Source organism: Streptomyces sp. col6 (genome assembly GCF_008042035.1).
GTDB lineage: Bacteria > Actinomycetota > Actinomycetes > Streptomycetales > Streptomycetaceae > Streptomyces.
In genome coordinates, this window is sequence record NZ_RDBL01000021.1 from 107919 (window position 1) to 123641 (window position 15723).

The following is a 15723-nucleotide window of genomic DNA, read 5'->3' on the forward strand; positions in this document are numbered from 1 at the left end:
GTAGCTAACGGCCGGGTGTCCTGCTGCTCGTGGAGCAGCGGAGCGAGGCCTCCCGGAAGACGCCCACCAGTTCTGTCTCGCCGGTCGTGGTGAGCAGCCGCTTGGGCACGATCAGCAGTCCGGGCTTCCAGCCGAAGCGGCCCGTGGCGGTGTAGGCCCGCTCCGTCTGGTAGTAGCGCTTCATGGTGCGCCACGGCACCCGCATGATCTCGTCGGAGCCGCGGGACAGGACGAAGCCGGCGTGGTCGATGACAGCCTGTTTTTCGCCCGTGGCCTGTTCGGCGCGGAACATGTGACCGGCAAGCATCGGAGGCAGGAACACGCAGAGCGCACCGTAGACGAGAGCGAGCATCAGCAGCCCCGCGTTGACCGAGTTGCCGTCGACGGCGGGCTTCAGGCCCAGCGCCGTCATCACCACCGCGGCCACGGCAATGAGCCGGCGCAGCCGCCTGAGCCATCCAGTTGCTGCGAAAGCCTCGTCGAATTCCTCCCGCGTCAGGGTTCCGCTGACGGTGATGGTGGTATGCCGTATGTCGTCCACGAGCGCGGAGCCTACAGGTCCGTGCCCGGCCCGCCGGTACGTGATCGGACCGGGTGCGCAGGACCGTATGGAGACGTCAGGCCCCAGGGGCGGCGTCGTACCCGATCGCGATCATGGCCGCGTCATCGTCGAGATTCCCGCCGACGTACTGCAGGAGATCGCAGCGGAACCGGTCGATGAAGGCGTCGGGATCGTCCTCGGCCCAGCCGGTGATGCGTTCGGCGAGCGGGTAGAAGGCGCGGGAGTCGTCGCGGGCCTCGGTGACCCCGTCGGTGTACAGCAGCAGAAGGTCGCCGGGGACGAACCGGAAGCTGTCGATGCGGTACCGGGGCCGGGAGAGCCCGCCCAGACCCAGCGGGGGAGCGGGCACGGCGGCGTCCATCCGTAGCGGCCGGCCGTCGCGCAGTACGACCGGCGGGGGATGGCCGCAGGAGACCATGTGTACGCGGTCGTGCCGGTCGGGGATGTCCAGCACGGTGGCGGTGATGAACGATTCCCCGGGGCCGCCCCCGTCCGACTCGGGCAGCCCCCAGGACACGCTCTCGTCGAGATAGGCGACCAGCTCGTCCAGGCTCGCCCGGTGGCGGGCCGCGGCGTGGAAGGCGCCGAGCAGCAGGGCCGCGTCGCTGATGGCGCTCACCCCCTTGCCCCTGACATCGCCGATGATCAGCCGCGTCCCCGTACCGGTGCGCGCCGCCGCGTACAGGTCCCCGCCGATCTGCGCCTCCGCCTCCGCCGCGAGGTAGAGGGAGGCTGCGCGCAGCGGCCCGAGGCGCCGGGGCAGCGGGGGCAGGACCACCCGCTGCACCGCCTCCGAGACGTACCGCACCTGCTCCAGTTCCCGTGCGCGGCGCTCCCGGAGAACGCAGAAGACGACGAGACAGATCCCCACGAGCGCCAGAGCGGCGATCTGCGCCTCGTGGTTGGCCGAGAGCAGTTCATCGGGATCGCGCACCAGCCCGACCACCGTTTGCGCGATCACCGCCAGTGCGGCCACGATCCCCACCGACCAGGGGCCACCGATCGACGCCGTGATCGCCGGAGCCGCCACGAGCAATGGGCCCAGATGGATGTCGGGCGGCGCGAGGACGTCGACCACGAAGACCGCGACGATCCAGCCGATGGGGACAGCGAGCAGTGCCCGGCCTGATCGCAGCGGCTGGCGGCGTCCTTCGGCGTGCTGCGGCATGACTCCTCTCTATACCGCGCCCGCCCGGCTCGCATCGGTCGACGCGGTCCCGGCCTGCCGTTTCACCAGGAAGGAGAGGGCCCGCGCGGACGACGTGCGTCCACGCGGGCGCGTGCTGGAGCGCTCAGTGCCCGGCGTGGCAGCCGGTCGCGCCCGAGCTGACGCGTCGCCGAGCTGTCGGAGCGGGCCGGTGAGCTTGGGGGTCATTTTCAACGGGCCCCGTCATGGGGCCGCCACCCCAGGGGTGAACTCCGCGGGCAGTGCGTGACAAAGAGCCCGGGATCCGGGCGTCGTGGGATGCTCTGACATGATCACCGGCTATGAGCGACCTCGCGTTCGATGCCCTGTTGTGCGATCTGGACAACGTCATCCGCTTCTATGACCTGGACGAGGTGACCCGCCAGGAGCGAGCCGCCGGGATCGCTCCCGGAACCACCATGGAGATCGCGTTCGCCCCCGAGCGGGATCTGCCGCTGCTGCTGGGCCGGATCAGCCGGGACCAGTGGGCCGCTTCCATCGCCGAGGCCCTGACCGCTCAGATCCCCGTCCGGCAGGCAGCGGATCTCGCCACGGCCTTCGCCCATGCTCCGTCCCATGTGGATCAGCACGTGGTCGGGTTGCTCCGCCAGGTCCGTCGCAGCATCCCGGTCGTGCTGGTCACCAACGCCACCGTCTGGCTCGACGACGACCTCGCCCGGCTCGGCCTCACCGACCTTGCCGACCACGTGGTCAACAGCTCCCGTGTCCACATCGCGAAGCCCGACGCCGAGATCTACAGGATCGCCGCCGAGCGAGCGGGCGTACCCGCTCACCGGTGTGCCTTCGTCGACGACAGCCGGACCAACATCGACGCCGCCCGCCGGGCCGGCATGACCGCCGTGCTCTACCGCGACATCCGCGACCTTCGCCGGCTCGTCGCGCCTGTCGTGGACGCGGCCGCGAAGCCGGCCGCCCGAGCCACGACACGGGGTGGTGCCGTTCCGTGAGCACGGAACGGCACCACCCCGCTTTCGTCGGGTACGTCAGCCGATGTTCGGGCCGTTGTCGTTCGACAGGTCGAGGCCGAAGCGGGACTTGAGCACCGGGGCGCCCAGGTCGACCGGGTTGAAGGCGAACGAGCCCGTCGCGGTCAGCCCCGAGGAAGCGCCCCGCAGCGACCACACGGCACCGCCGTCCGCGACCGCGTCGAGGTCCTCGTCTGGGGCACCGGCAGCCAGGTCCGCCTTGCCGTCCTTGTTGATGTCCAGCAGCCGGACCGATCCGCCGAAGTGGTCACCGGTCTCCGCCACGCCCGGCACCCCGGCCGAGTCCTGATGGAAGGACTGCGAACCGGTACCGTTCAGTCCGCCGGAGCCACCCTTCAGCAGCACCACGGCGCCCGCTCCCTTGGTGCTCTCGATGGCCTCGAAAGGCACACCCGCGGCCAGGTCGGCGTAGCCGTCGCCGTTGACGTCACCCGCGCTGAGCCGGGCGCCGAACTGGTCGCCCTTCTCGCTCACCCCGGGCACGCCCGCGGTGTCCTGGGTGATCGTCTTCGTCCGGGTGGCGCTCGGACCGGACGCGGAACCGTAGTAGATCTTGATGGATCCCGGGTCCGCGGGCAGATCCTCCGTGATGCCGTTCGGGATCACCCGGGTGGCGAGGTCGGCCTTGCCGTCCTTGTCGAAGTCACCGACCGCGGTGGCCGCGGCGCTCGGGAGCGCGGTCGACTTCGTGGACAGCCCCTTCGAGGTGCCCAGCCACAGCTTGCCGCCCTCGGCGTGGTTCTCGTACACGAAGAACGTGCACAGGTCGTCGATGCCGTCGCCGTTGAAGTCGCCGGCCGCCGTGTTCGACATGGTGTTGTCCGTGCTGAACATGAAGATCCGCTGCTCGCGGGCGGGCTCCCCGGCCCGGGTGAACGGCCCGTAGAGCACGCTGCGCTGCTCCCCGTCGTCTCCGCGCAGCATCATCAGGTCCGTCGTCCCGTCGCCGTCGAAGTCCCCGGCGGTGATGTTGTCCCCGATCTGGGTATCGGGCGAAGCCGGTATACGGACCGCGCCCTGGCCGGTGATGCCGCCGGTGCTGCCCCACAGCAGGATGACGGAGCCGTTGATGGCGTATCCCTCGCCCAGGAACCGTTCGTGGGTGACCAGAGCGAGGTCGGTCAGCCCGTCGTGGTCGAGGTCCTTGGCGACCATCCGGTAGCCGAAGCCGTGATCGTCACCCGGTGCCCCCGGCACGCCCGCGGTGTTCTGATCGATGACCGTGGTGCTCGCTGTCGTCAGACCCCCGGCCGAGCCGTAGCTGACGGTGATGTATCCGGCCCAGGTGTGTCCGGCCACCGTGGCGGCGGGGGCGGCGACGGCGAGGTCCTGATAGCCGTCCCCGTTGAAGTCCTCGCGCACGGTGGTAGCTGCTGTACTCCTGGCCGTACCTGCGGACGTGCTGCCGGGGGCGGCGACGGCCGTACCGGCCGACAATGCCGTTGCAGCACAGACGGCTATGGCCAGCGTGGTGCGAATGCCCACAAATTCTCCTTGGTCGCGTACGCGGAGCCACTGGCGTACGAGGTATGAGGGCTCGCATGGGAGACTCGTACGACGGCGAGAAGGTTGCACGGCGAACGGAAGGTGAACTCGGCTGCTGGACAAGGCAGTCGGGGCGAGCGAGGGCAGTTCGTGGCCGCCCCGCCCCGCGACCTGTTGCTGGACGGTGTCCCGCAATTGCCGGGGAGTATCCACGGTGACCTGCTCCCACGCTCTTGTAACCTCATCCGGATGACGATCGAAGCGGGAGTGATCGAACGGAATTGGCGGTCCCCGATCAAGCCGACAGGAGGCGAGCGACTCCATCGGGCTGGGGTGGAGGCCAGGGAGTTGGCTGGTGACCGTCTCGTCGCGACGCACAGGGCAAGTTCGGCTCGGGGAAGAACACACGTCGATTCCGCAGGATGCCGGGCCTGCTGCACCTGCGTTCCCGTCGATGAGCGTCGCTTCCGGCCGAACCTCCTCGTACGCACACCGGCGGGGGCTCGCCACGGTCGTGTCGCCAGGACAGGTGCGGGCCGGAGATTCCCTTGTTCCGCTCCAGGGTCCGCCGAAGGCGGGCCTCGAACGTGAGCTTCCCGCCGAGACGGGCGTTGGGACGTGGGCCGGCCTGGTACCGCGGGGACTGCCATGTCCACTCGGTTCACTCCGACGGGGAACTCGCACCTGAAGAGCTGGTCGTTCGTGCGCGCGCTGCCGGGCTGGACTTCATGGCGACGACGGAGCACAACTCGGCTGCGGAATACGGGGTTTGGGGTCACCTCGCCGATGATGACTTCCTGATCATCCTCGGTGAGGAAGTGACCACGAAGACCGGGCACTGGCTCGCGCTCGGCACCATGCCCGACCAGGTCGTCGACTGGAACCACCAGGTCGGGGACGGCTTGATCGATCAGTGCCTGGATCAGGTCCACCGAGTCGGAGGGCTGTGCGTCGCCGCCCACCCGCATGCGCCCTATCCGTCGGGCGACTTCATGTTTCCGCTACGGGGCTTCGACGTGGTGGAGGTCTGGAACGGGCTGTGGACTTTGGACCGACCGTGGAATGCTGACAACGAGGCCACCTTGGCCGAGTGGGGGCGGAGCCTGGCAGCGGACATGCGGACGGGATCGTGGCGGCCGGCGATGGGTAACAGCGACACTCATCTGGAGGGGCAGCTCGGCACCCCTCATACGGTGGTCTTTGCCGAGGAGTTGGCCACCGAGGCGATCCTTGCGGGAATCCGGGCCGGCCGCAGTTGGATCGCCGAGTCGGCGGACGTGGACGTGACGTTCACCGCCCATGCCGAGGGTCGTGTCGCCGGGGTGGGGGAAGAGCTCATCACGTCCGGTGGGCGGGTCGAAGTGCGGGCAGCAGTACGAGGTGTGCCGATGGGGGTGGTCGGTTTCCACACCGATGGAGGAAGCATTCACCAGGTGTCCCTCCCCGCTGAGGGGGCGGGGGTGGCGCGGTGGGCCACGACGGCGGTCGAGTCGATGTTCGTTCGCGTCGAGGTCCACCACCGCAGCGGGGACATCGCCGCTCTCACCAATCCGATCGTTCTCCTCTGACCACTCGCTTTTCCGTACGGTGCGCAGGCGACGGAGACAGATGGGGCGGCTGAACCACGGCGGCTTGCGCCTCAGGTGTCGACCGCCGAGCGGCCGGAAGCGGGCGGCCCGGCAGTCGATGGGTTTCACGGGGCGGGGTCAGTGTTTCGCGTACACCTCCGGGACGTACCACCCGTCTGTTTCGAGAGGGGCGTTCTCCGTCGGCCGGTTCGAGACGAGCCGGCGGCGCAGATGCCTGCCGTCCGGGCCGTGCTGCGCGTAGTGGTCGAGCAGCAGCCCCTGGCCGAGGTCGTTGTTGAGGTCACGCCAGACGGTGTGCGCGTGCTGTCCAGCGGCCACCGCGTTGTCGGCTTCGACGAGCAGGTCGCGCGTGGAGATCCGGTAGTAGTGCGCCTTGTCCGCCTCACGTCCTCCCGCCCAGGCAGGCGAAACGGAGACCGCGTGGGTCGGACGCCAGGACCTGTTCGCGGTACTGCCGGGACAGTTCCTCGGGGCCGGTCTCCACGTAGATCGACACCGCGGAACAGGCCGAGGCAGCCGTGCGGACCGTACGGTACCCGCCGCGCGGCGACCGAGGTATCGGATCGGCCCTCGCGAGGTCCGCCCGCTGGGGCCGGGCCGACGACTATCTGGCAGACGCCGACGAACACGTCTCGCTCTTCGTCCAGATCGAGTCGGCCACCGGCGTCCGGAACGCGGCCGAGATCGCCGCGGTCGACGGCGTCTTCGTCGGCCCTTCGGACCTCGCCGCGTCGATGGGCCTCATAGGCGGCCAGACCCACCCCGACGTGGTGGCCGCCGCCGTACGGGTCTTCGAGACGGTCCGCAGAGCCGGCAAGCCCGTCGGCATCAACGCCTTCGATCCCGCCCATGCGTCGGCCTACCTCGAGGCCGGAGCGGCGTTCGTCCTCGTAGGCGCTGACGTCGCCATGCTCGCCCGAGGCTCCGAGTCCCTGTCCGAGCACTTCATCCCCGGACCCGGCACGAGCCGGACCGTCGAGTGAGGGACTGCGTTCGACCCTTCCCCCGAACACCGAGCCGTCCGGGAGGCGGAGACTCCCGGTGGCCTCCCGCCTCCGGCGGCCTGGTGACCCCGGGGGCGTCGCGGCGGCGCTCGGTGCCGTTCAAGGTGTACGTCCCAACAGGCGACCAGGGCCTGGGCTGTTACTCGGTGAGAGCCCGTGTGATGAGCCGTTCCATTACCTGCTCGGGGAGTGCTGGGTTGGTCGCGGCCGCCTGGGCGAGGGCGCGGTCGGGGGAGTCGATGAGGCTTTCCAGAACAGGGAGGGGCAGGGTGGTGCGGACGGCGGCGCGGTGCCGGGTCCGGGGATCCTGGGAGGCCAGGCAGAGCTGCAACGTATCGGCCCGTGCCGCCGGGTGGTTCGCGATCTCTCGCATTGCGCGCTTGGTGACGGCCGGGTGGGCTGCCATCCGTTGCAGCAGGTCGGCGGGGCAGCCCGGGTGGCGGGCGACCGCGGCGAAGACCGGCGGCCCGTGCCGTTCGCTGAGTCCTGCGAGGCGTTCGGGGTCCAGTTCCGATCGGGCGGCGATCCGCTGGGCCACTGCGATGTCGGGGTCGGTGGCGAGCTGTTCGGTGAGATCACGTGGCAGGCGGGTCCGGTCGGCGACGAGGGCCCTGGCCTGCGCCCCCCCCCGACTCGCGGCCAACGTCCGGAGCTCGAGCTCGGTGGCAGACTCGACACGGGGTACCGGTTCGCCCGGCATCCGTTCGTTGGCCACGATACGGGTGAGCAGGTCCAGTGGGACGGCCGCGTTCTCAGCGACGGCTCGGCGGACCTCAGGGGCTCGATCGGCGGCAAGGGAACGCAGCAGAGCTTCGGGCACGGCGGAGTTGGCGGCGATGGCAGCCCGGACGTCGCAGGACGGGTGGTGGGCGAGCCGTTCCAGCACGTCGACCGACAGGTCGGTGCGGGCTGCGACCGCCTCAGTCGTCCGGTCGTCGGCGGCGGCCAGGAGAGCAGCGAGCCCTTCGGGCGGTACGGCCGGGTGCCTGGCGGCCGCCAGCCGGATGCACAGGATGCCGGGTGAGTGGTCCGCGCACGCCGTTTCGCGGTTCCAGCAGGCACCGCAGCGCGTGGGCGCCGGCCCTCCGCCATCGGCCAGGAGCGCGGCGAGCAGCGCGGGCGGCGTGTTCTCGTTCTCGGCGACAGCCTGCCGTATGACGGTGTTGGGATGGCGTGCGAGGCCGGGGAACAGCCCGGGTGGAAGGTTCGGGTTCTCGGCGGCGTTGGCCACGACCCACACGTCCGAGTCGCTGACGAGGAAGGCGATGACGTCGGCGGGGGCGCCGTCGGCGTACGCGACCTCACGCCGGGTTTCCGAGTCCGGATCGGCTGCGATCTCCCTCCAGACGTCAGCCGGCGCAACCCCGCCGCGGACCGCGTCGAGGAGCCGCCAGGGCTGCTCCTGCGGGATCTCGGGCCACGTCACCAGCCCGCAACGGATCAGGAACCCGGTCAACGACGGGTTTCCGACGGCGACAAGCTCTCTGGCCTGCGAAGGTGTCAGACGGTCGCGGTCAGCCAGTGTGAACAGGACGTCCTCGTCGCCGCTCGCCACGAGCCGGGAGAAGATCCCCGCGGGCAGGGCCGGGTTCTCGGCCAGCCCCAGCAGTACGTCACGCAATCGGTCCCTCTTCCCAATGACCGGGCCGATCAGCTGGTGGCCGGTGGCAGACCGATGTAACAGCACTGGCCTCCCGACCGTCCACCGCGTTTCACCGGCGACGATGCGCGCGAGCGGCCGCGTCCGACGGGGCAGTCGCCTTCCGACAGCGCACAGTGCGGCCGGCGAGGTGCTACCAAGCGCCATGACGATGATCTGCCCGCTCTCCGGCCACCGCGACGCCCGGAATCCGGGTCGTTCAGCTTGTGTTCCTCCACGTGGTCCGGGCCGCCCAGGTAGCGTCAGGGCCAGGGGGATGAGAGATGAACTTCTTCGACGAGAACGAACCGCAGTCCGTCCGAGAGGAACGCTTCGCTGCGGAACGGGCCCAACGCAGAAGAGCCCGCAACGCCGCGCGGCTCGACTCAAGGGGGGCCCACCTGGGCGCGGCAATCGTGACGATCGCCCTGATCCTGCTCAGTTGGTACGGCAAGCCGGTCGCTCTGGGCATCGTCAGCGGAATATTTCTGCTCTGGTTCTCCGCAGCCCTCGCCTGGGCCTATGCCGACGGAGACCATGGCCGCCACGCGCTCCAGCGGGCGTACAACATCACCTTCGGCTGGGGCGACGGGTTCTGAGTACCTCACACTCGTGCGCCTGGTACTCCAGGGCGGATCGTGATCATGAATGGTGGGGCTGCGGCCGGTAGACGGCCTGCGTTGCCAAGATCTGGGGCGAGCGGCAGCTGACAGGCGGCGGCTTTGAGCGCGTCAACGGATGTATCGTGCCGTGATCGCCCTCGCCGCGCACCGGGTGACGATCCCGCCGGCAGTTCAGCCGCCCGACGGCAGGGAGACTGCTGAGACACCCGACCCCGAGCAATTGCTTGCCGGATTCGTGGTACTCGGCGAGGTAGCGGCAGAGACGACGAACGGTCAAAGACGGCGGGAGAAGACATGAGGATGAGAGTTCCCGGCGCGATACGGATGCCCCGCGCCTTCGGGCTGTTCTACGCGTCCTTCGCCATCTCGATGATCGGCGATTCATTCCGTCTTCTGGCTGTCAACGTCTGGTTGTTCGAAACGACCTCCGGTTCGATCGGTACCCGGCTGCTCGTCGTACTGCTCGCCACACTGCCGGGCATGCTGCTCGGCGGGATCTCCGGTGTCATCGCCGACCGCTACGACAAGTACACCGTGCTCGTGGTGGCGGATCTCGTCCGCTTCGCCGTTGGCCTCGGTCTGGCCTGGTGCGCCGTCACGGAGAACGCCGCAGGGGCGCTCGTGCTGGTCGCGGTAGGCAACGGCATCGCGGTGTTCTTCTCCTCGTCCTCGTTCGCCCTCCTGCCCAGACTCGTGCCGGCAGACTGGCTGCCGCGCGCCAACGGGATGATGGAAACCGGCCAGTGGGTCATGCAGATCGTGGGGCCATCGCTGGCCGCGGTGACACTGGCCTTCGGCGGCGCCGGCCGCGCCTTCCTCTTCGACAGCGCCACTTTCGCCGTCTCCGCAGTCATCCTGTGGGTCCTGCGCCGAGAACTCACCGCAGCCCCGGCCGCGGCGGATTTGGGCACCGACGGGGACGACGTACGCGAGGCCACCGAATCAGTCGGCGCCGCGGACGCGAAGCCCTGGGCGGATTTCGTCGACGGCATCCGGATCATCCTGCAGAGCCGGCCCATCCGCTCCCTGCTGCTCGCCTCGTACGGGGTGGCCTTCCTGACCGCTTGCACCAACTACGGGCTGATCTTCCTGATCGCCCGGACTCTGGCGTTGGGCCCGTCGTCGCTCGGCTACATCTACTCCCTCAACGGCGCTTTCGCCGTGGTGGCGGCCGTAGCGGTGACCGCGCTGGCCAAATCCACTAATCTCGGCAGGATCATGGCCCTGTCCATGGTGGGGCTGTGTGTCGCCCAGGTGGTCATCGGTATCGCGCCGAACGTTTACGTGCTGGGCGTCGGCGTTGCGATCAGCGCCCTGTCCAACGCGCCGTACAACGTCGCAGTCAGCTCGCTCTACATGAGCAGGATCCCGACCGCGTACCTCGGGCGGGTCGAAGGCATCGACACGATGGTCGACAACTTTGCCCATGTACTCGGCTTCATCGCAGCCTCGTTGGCCGTCCTGTGGTGGAGTCCGCGCGGAATCTTCCTGGTATCGGCCCTGGCCGTGGCACCGTGCGTGCTTATCGCATTCCTCAGGGTTGCCCCAGCCGGCCGGGGCCCCGAAGCACTGCCACACGGAAACGTCGAGGATGTCGAGGCGAAGGCATAGCACATCCATCAGGAGATACGGACCGTAGAAACGGGGCCGGTGACCGCGCTCAGCGACCGGTCCTCCGAGTCCTGCGGCCCCGGAGCATTCACCTCTGCCCGGGGGAGGGGGGCATGGCGGGTGCCGTGGTGATCTGCTGAGGTTCCTGGGTGGCGGCCCAGGAGGCGAGCAGGCGTAGTCCTTCCTCGGACGGGGAGCCTGGCTCGGCGGTGTAGACGGTGAGGGTCAGGCCCGGTTCGGCGGTCAGTTCCAGGTCCTCGTAGGCAAGGGTGAGTTCTCCGACGGCTTGGTGGTGGAAGCGTTTGGTGCCGGCCCCGTGGTGGCGGACGTTGTGGGCGCCCCAGCGGATGCGGAATTCCTCGCTGCGGGTGGACAACTCGCCGACCAGGTCGTGCAGGTCCTTGTCGTACGGGTTGCGGCCCGCCTCGCTCCGCAGTATCGGCACGCACATATCGGCGAAGCGCTCCCAGTCGGGGTAGAAGCGCCGGGCAGCCGGATCGAGGAACTGGAACCGGGCCAGATTCAGCTGGTTACCAGGGGCGGCGTACAGGTCGGCGTAGAACGCGCGGGCGAGCGGGTTGACGGCCAGGACGTCCATACGGCCGTTACGGACGAGTGCGGGGCCCGCGGTGACGGCGTCCAGCATCCACTGGAGGCTGCGGTGCGGCGTCCACTGGGCCTTCGTACGTCGGCGCTTGGGACGGGTGAGTACGTCGGAGCCGTCAGCGGCCCGTGCCAGGTTCAGCAGATGGGCGCGCTCGGCGTCATCGAGCTGGAGCGCACGGGCGACGGCCTCCAGAACCGCCGGGGAGACACCGGCGAGCTGGCCGCGCTCCAGCTTCGAGTAGTACTCCACACTCACGTCGGCCAGGGCGGCGACCTCGCTGCGCCGCAGTCCCGGCACCCGGCGGCGGGAACTGGAGGGAAGGCCCGCCCGCTCGGGGGTGATCTTCGCGCGCCGCGAGGTCAGGAACTCGCGGACCTCTTCACGATTGTCCATGCCTTCGACGGTACGGCCCGCCCGGCGAGGGAGGGATGTACTGCTGGTACACCCCTTGTCAGTGACTCGCTGCCCGCGCGCAATGGCGGTTACCTGGATGACGTGGCGGCCGCCGATCACCCCGGCCCGGGGTGGACGCGGCGCCCGCCCCCGGAACGCGCGGCACATCTGCGCCGCCAAGGAACCGGGCCCGCAACCGTAGTCGAGCGGCCCGATGGCACACCGTTCGTGTGCCGGTCGCCACCGTACGTAAGGAACCTTTTCTCATGCGCGGAGCAGTGATCCACGCCCACCGCGACATCCGCTTCGAGACCGTGGACGACGCGAAGATCCTCAAGCCGACCGATGCCGTCATCCGGACGGCCGTGACCTGTGTGTGCGGCTCGGACTTGTGGCCCTACCGCGGGGCGGAGCCGACCGAGCAGGCCCACCCGATGGGCCACGAGTACGTGGGCTTCGTGGAGGAGGTCGGCTCCGAGGTCACCGCGGTCAGGCCTGGCCAGTTCGTCGTCGGCTCGTTCGCGACCTCGGACAACGTCTGTGCGAACTGCCGCAACGGTTTCCAGTCGAGTTGCCTGAACCGCGAGTTCATGTCGACCTGCCAGGCCGAGTACGTGCGTATCCCCAACGCGCAGGGCACCCTCGTCGCCACCGACGAGGTTCCCGACGAGGAACTGTGGCCCGGCCTGCTGGCCGTCTCCGACGTCATGGGCACCGGCTGGTGGGCAGCGGACGCCGCCGAGGTGAAGCCGGGCTCGACCGCGGTGGTTGTCGGCGACGGCGCGGTCGGCCTGTGCGCGGTGATCGCCGCGAAGGAGAGGGGTGCGGAGCGCATCATCGCCATGTCCCGGCACGAGTCCCGGCAGAAGCTGGCCCGGGAGTTCGGCGCGACCGGCATCGTCACCGAGCGCGGCGAGGAGGGCGTCGCCCGGATCAAGGAGCTGACCGGCGGGATCGGTGCCGACAGCGTCCTGGAGTGCGTGGGCACCGCCCAGGCCATGGCCCAGGCCCTGCACTCCACCCGGCCGGGCGGGAACGTCGGCTTCGTCGGCGTCCCGCACGAGGTCGCACTCGACGGGCAGGAGCTGTTCTTCTCCCACGTCGGCCTGCGCGGCGGCCCCGCCCCCGTACGCCGCTACCTGCCCGACCTCATCGACCGCGTCCTCGCGGGCCGGATCGACCCGGGCAGGGTCTTCGACCTCACCCTGCCCCTGGACCAGGTCGCCGAGGGCTACAAGGCGATGGACGAGCGCCGCGCCATCAAGACCCTCCTCAAGCCCTGACCCCATTCACCGCACAAGGACGACCATGCCGTCGTGCACTGGCCGGCCCCCGTCACCGACGAGGAGTACACCGCCGCCCCGTGCCTCCTCCCTCGTCCCGCTGTCGACCAGCGCGGTCGCCGCCCTCGTGCTGTCCGCCGTCACGGACGGGGCCCGGTCCGTCAAGGAGTGCTCAGATACCGCACATCATCATGATCCTGGAGGTAGCCGATATGACCGACAACGGATTCGAGCAGATCTTCCCGCTCGGCCACACGAACGACGCCTACGCCGAGAACTTCATCGGACAGAGCTATCTGGCTCCGTTGACCGGGGGGAGTGTCCCGGTCAGCAACGTGTCCTTCGAGCCGGGCTGCCGCAACAACTGGCACATCCACCACGGCACCGGTAGCGGCGGCGACCAGATCCTGCTGTGCACGGCCGGCAGCGGCTGGTACCAGGCCGAAGGCCAGGACCCGGTCGGCATGACCCCCGGCACTGTAATCCGTGTCCCGGCGGGCACGAAGCACTGGCACGGTGCGAAGGCCGACTCGTGGTTCTCCCACCTCGCCTTCATCACGCCGGGCGAGGACGTCACCAACGAATGGCTGGAGCCGGTCACCGACGCGGTGTACGACCGGCTGCCCAAGAGCGGAGAGAGCGCATGAGCACCCTGAACGAGACCTACACCCTTTCCAACGCCGTCGAGATCCCCAAGCTCGGACTGGGCACGTGGTTCATCGACGACGACAAAGCCGCCGACGCCGTACGCGCCGCAGTCGGGATCGGCTACCGCAACATCGACACCGCACAGGCGTACGGCAACGAACGCGGCGTCGGAGAAGGCATCCGCACCTCCGACGTGGCGCGCGAGGACCTGTTCGTGTCGACGAAGCTCGCCGCCGAGATCAAGGACCACGACACGGCTGCCGCAGCGATCGACGAGTCGCTGGCCAAGCTGGACGTCGGCTACATCGACCTGATGCTGATCCACGCCCCGCAGCCGTGGGACGACTTCCGCGGCGGCGACTACGCCGAGGGCAACCTCCAGGCGTGGCGCGCCCTGGAGGACGCCCACAAGGCAGGGAAGATCCGTGCCATCGGAGTGTCGAACTTCCTCCCGTCCGACCTGGAGAGCATCCTCGCCAACGGGACCGTGGCACCGCACGTGAACCAGGTGCTCCTGCACGCCGGGAACACCCCCGTCGAGCTGCTGGACTTCTGCGAGGAGCGGAACATCCTCGTGCAGGCGTACTCGCCGATCGCCCACGGCGCGCTCCTCGACAGCCGCCAGATCAAGACGATCGCCGAGAAGTACCAGGTGAGCGTTCCGCAGCTCTGTATCCGCTACACCCTGCAACTGGGCACGCAGCCGCTGCCGAAGACCGCGAACCCCGCGCACATGCGCTCCAATGCGGACGTCGACTTCGAGATCTCTGAGGACGACATGGCCACCCTGGGCACCCTCGACGAGCGCGACTACGGCGAGCACGCCGCCTTCCCTGTCTACAGCGGCAAGTAGGGACCGCACCCGGGCAGGTCGCCACGCACCGGACCGCGTCGGGCGTGGCCGGAAAGGGTCCGAAGGCTCTATCGGCCCCGTACAGCCGGCGGCGAGCTCAGAGATCAGGACGATGTACGCGGGACTTCCTGGTGGGGTGCGGCTGCGGGCGCGGTCATGTCGAGCAGGAGCACGGCGTCGTGGTCGGGGGTGCCGGGTTCGGCGGTGTAGACGCCGATGCGCTGGCCGGGAGTCCCCTCCAGGTGCATGGACTGCGAGGTGAGCGTGAGGGTGCCGACGCGGGGGTGGTGGAAGGTCTTCTGCGTGGGCTTGCGGCCGGTGACCTCGTAGCGTTCCCACAGCCGGGCGAAGTCGGGGCTCTTGAGGAGGAGTTCGCCGACGAGGTTGGTCAGGTCCGGAGCGTCGGGAGCGGTCCCGGCGACGGCGCGCAGGCGGGCGACGCAGGCGGTGATCTGACGGTCCCAGTCGGCGAAGAGGTCCCGCGAGGCCGGGTGGAGGAAGAGGTAGCGGGCGAGGTTACGGTGTGTGGCCGGCCAGTCCTCCAGCCCCGCGTACAGGGCGAGGCCGCCGGGGTTCCAGGCCAGCATGTCCATGCTGCGGCTGATGACGTAGGCGGGGTTCGGGCGCAGGGACTCCAGCAGCAGCTTCAGGTGGGGGCGCACGGTGCGGCTGGGGGCCGGGGCGGCTCGGAGGCGTAGCGGGCGGCCCGCGCGGCGAGCTCGCGCAGGTGCTGGTGTTCCTCGTCGTCCATGTGCAGGGCGCGGGCGAGGGAGTCGAGGACGGCGGGGCTGGGGCGGGTTTCCTTGCCACGTTCCAGTCGCACGTAGTAGTCGATGCTGATGCCGGCGAGGGTGGCCAGCTCCTCGCGGCGCAGGCCGGGTGTGTGGCGGACGCCGGCGCCGACGGTGAGGCCGACGTGTGCGGGGCTGGTCCGGGTGCGGCGGGCACGCAGGAAGCGGCCCAGCTCGGCGCCCTCGCTGTTCGCGCTCTGGGATGCCATGACTCCAGTCTCACCCGCCCGGCACCCGCCCTGCCGCCCGGGGCACCGTGATCCGCCCGTCCGCGACGTGCGTTGCCGCACTGCCCCGCCGCAGGGCCATCGCGCCGGAGAGGGCACCGACGACCAGGGCTGACCTCGCGGTCGCCGGCGTGCCCGGACTGATGGGAGTCGGAGCCGGTACGTGTGAGGTAGCGGTCCACGAGGCCGACCGCGAACTTCTTGCCGCGCGGGGT

14 protein-coding genes and 1 pseudogene are annotated in these 15723 nt (G+C 69.6%); 8 read left to right on the plus strand and 7 right to left on the minus strand.

The features are described 5' to 3' along the window. Positions 1 to 4: 4 nt before the first annotated feature. On the minus strand, positions 5 to 541 hold the full coding sequence (locus EAO73_RS26210; RefSeq protein WP_147974046.1) for a hypothetical protein: 537 nt from the start codon (positions 539 to 541) through the stop codon (positions 5 to 7). Between the two features lie 76 nt (positions 542 to 617). After that, on the minus strand, positions 618 to 1730 hold the full coding sequence (locus EAO73_RS26215; protein ID WP_147974047.1) for a PP2C family protein-serine/threonine phosphatase: 1113 nt from the start codon (positions 1728 to 1730) through the stop codon (positions 618 to 620). Between the two features lie 320 nt (positions 1731 to 2050). On the opposite strand from EAO73_RS26215, the gene EAO73_RS26220 reads away from it, so the two are divergent. Continuing rightward, the gene (locus EAO73_RS26220; RefSeq protein ID WP_147974048.1) at positions 2051 to 2716 is read left to right on the plus strand and encodes an HAD family hydrolase; all 666 of its coding nucleotides are present in this window, start codon (positions 2051 to 2053) and stop codon (positions 2714 to 2716) included. Between the two features lie 36 nt (positions 2717 to 2752). Here the strand turns inward: EAO73_RS26220 and EAO73_RS26225 are convergent, their stop codons facing one another. Continuing rightward, on the minus strand, positions 2753 to 4240 hold the full coding sequence (locus EAO73_RS26225; protein WP_147974049.1) for an FG-GAP and VCBS repeat-containing protein: 1488 nt from the start codon (positions 4238 to 4240) through the stop codon (positions 2753 to 2755). 587 nt (positions 4241 to 4827) lie between these two features. Here EAO73_RS26225 and EAO73_RS26235 point away from each other — a divergent pair. Next, a complete protein-coding gene (locus tag EAO73_RS26235) occupies positions 4828 to 5808 on the plus strand; it encodes a CehA/McbA family metallohydrolase (protein WP_191134228.1) in 981 nt (326 codons plus the stop codon). Positions 5809 to 5946: 138 nt separating this feature from the next. Here the strand turns inward: EAO73_RS26235 and EAO73_RS26240 are convergent, their stop codons facing one another. After that, complete coding sequence (locus EAO73_RS26240; protein ID WP_147974050.1) at positions 5947 to 6393, minus strand: DUF3500 domain-containing protein; 447 nt, start codon at positions 6391 to 6393, stop codon at positions 5947 to 5949. Here EAO73_RS26240 and EAO73_RS26245 point away from each other — a divergent pair. Further along, the gene (locus EAO73_RS26245) at positions 6318 to 6812 is read left to right on the plus strand and encodes an HpcH/HpaI aldolase family protein (RefSeq protein WP_147974051.1); all 495 of its coding nucleotides are present in this window, start codon (positions 6318 to 6320) and stop codon (positions 6810 to 6812) included. The two genes, EAO73_RS26240 and EAO73_RS26245, sit on opposite strands and share 76 nt — an antisense overlap. Positions 6813 to 6972: 160 nt before the next feature. Here the strand turns inward: EAO73_RS26245 and EAO73_RS26250 are convergent, their stop codons facing one another. Further along, complete coding sequence (locus EAO73_RS26250; protein WP_224756458.1) at positions 6973 to 8640, minus strand: hypothetical protein; 1668 nt, start codon at positions 8638 to 8640, stop codon at positions 6973 to 6975. Between the two features lie 116 nt (positions 8641 to 8756). Here EAO73_RS26250 and EAO73_RS26255 point away from each other — a divergent pair, with 116 nt between their 5' ends. Together EAO73_RS26255 and EAO73_RS26260 are read left to right on the plus strand one after the other, a co-directional pair. Beyond that, positions 8757 to 9071 (plus strand): hypothetical protein, encoded by a 315-nt coding sequence (locus EAO73_RS26255; RefSeq protein ID WP_147974052.1) that lies wholly within the window; start codon positions 8757 to 8759, stop codon positions 9069 to 9071. 324 nt (positions 9072 to 9395) lie between these two features. Further along, on the plus strand, positions 9396 to 10706 hold the full coding sequence (locus tag EAO73_RS26260; RefSeq protein WP_224756459.1) for an MFS transporter: 1311 nt from the start codon (positions 9396 to 9398) through the stop codon (positions 10704 to 10706). Between the two features lie 88 nt (positions 10707 to 10794). Here EAO73_RS26260 and EAO73_RS26265 read toward each other — a convergent pair whose 3' ends face one another. Beyond that, entirely contained in the window at positions 10795 to 11706 is a 912-nt protein-coding gene (locus EAO73_RS26265) for a helix-turn-helix transcriptional regulator (RefSeq protein ID WP_147974053.1), read from the minus strand. Between the two features lie 266 nt (positions 11707 to 11972). On the opposite strand from EAO73_RS26265, the gene EAO73_RS26270 reads away from it, so the two are divergent. From EAO73_RS26270 to EAO73_RS26280, 3 genes are all read left to right on the plus strand, one after another. After that, positions 11973 to 12989 (plus strand): zinc-dependent alcohol dehydrogenase family protein, encoded by a 1017-nt coding sequence (locus tag EAO73_RS26270; RefSeq protein WP_147974054.1) that lies wholly within the window; start codon positions 11973 to 11975, stop codon positions 12987 to 12989. Positions 12990 to 13201: 212 nt separating this feature from the next. Beyond that, a complete protein-coding gene (locus EAO73_RS26275) occupies positions 13202 to 13636 on the plus strand; it encodes a cupin domain-containing protein (RefSeq protein ID WP_147974055.1) in 435 nt (144 codons plus the stop codon). Beyond that, entirely contained in the window at positions 13633 to 14490 is an 858-nt protein-coding gene (locus EAO73_RS26280; protein WP_147974056.1) for an aldo/keto reductase, read from the plus strand. Before EAO73_RS26275 ends, EAO73_RS26280 begins: the two co-directional genes overlap by 4 nt. Positions 14491 to 14594: 104 nt before the next feature. On the opposite strand, the pseudogene EAO73_RS26285 reads toward EAO73_RS26280, so the two are convergent. After that, positions 14595 to 15490, minus strand: a pseudogene (locus EAO73_RS26285) (helix-turn-helix transcriptional regulator). Positions 15491 to 15723 lie beyond the last annotated feature (233 nt).

Coding starts and splice junctions, on each gene's coding strand:
- EAO73_RS26275 (WP_147974055.1), top strand. CDS start 13,202: ATGACCGACAACGGATTCGAGCAGATCTTCCCGCTCGGCCACACGAAC.
- EAO73_RS26280 (WP_147974056.1), top strand. CDS start 13,633: ATGAGCACCCTGAACGAGACCTACACCCTTTCCAACGCCGTCGAGATC.
- EAO73_RS26265 (WP_147974053.1), bottom strand. CDS start 11,706: ATGGACAATCGTGAAGAGGTCCGCGAGTTCCTGACCTCGCGGCGCGCG.
- EAO73_RS26270 (WP_147974054.1), top strand. CDS start 11,973: ATGCGCGGAGCAGTGATCCACGCCCACCGCGACATCCGCTTCGAGACC.
- EAO73_RS26260 (WP_224756459.1), top strand. CDS start 9,396: ATGAGAGTTCCCGGCGCGATACGGATGCCCCGCGCCTTCGGGCTGTTC.
- EAO73_RS26250 (WP_224756458.1), bottom strand. CDS start 8,640: ATGGCGCTTGGTAGCACCTCGCCGGCCGCACTGTGCGCTGTCGGAAGG.
- EAO73_RS26220 (WP_147974048.1), top strand. CDS start 2,051: ATGAGCGACCTCGCGTTCGATGCCCTGTTGTGCGATCTGGACAACGTC.
- EAO73_RS26255 (WP_147974052.1), top strand. CDS start 8,757: ATGAACTTCTTCGACGAGAACGAACCGCAGTCCGTCCGAGAGGAACGC.
- EAO73_RS26215 (WP_147974047.1), bottom strand. CDS start 1,730: ATGCCGCAGCACGCCGAAGGACGCCGCCAGCCGCTGCGATCAGGCCGG.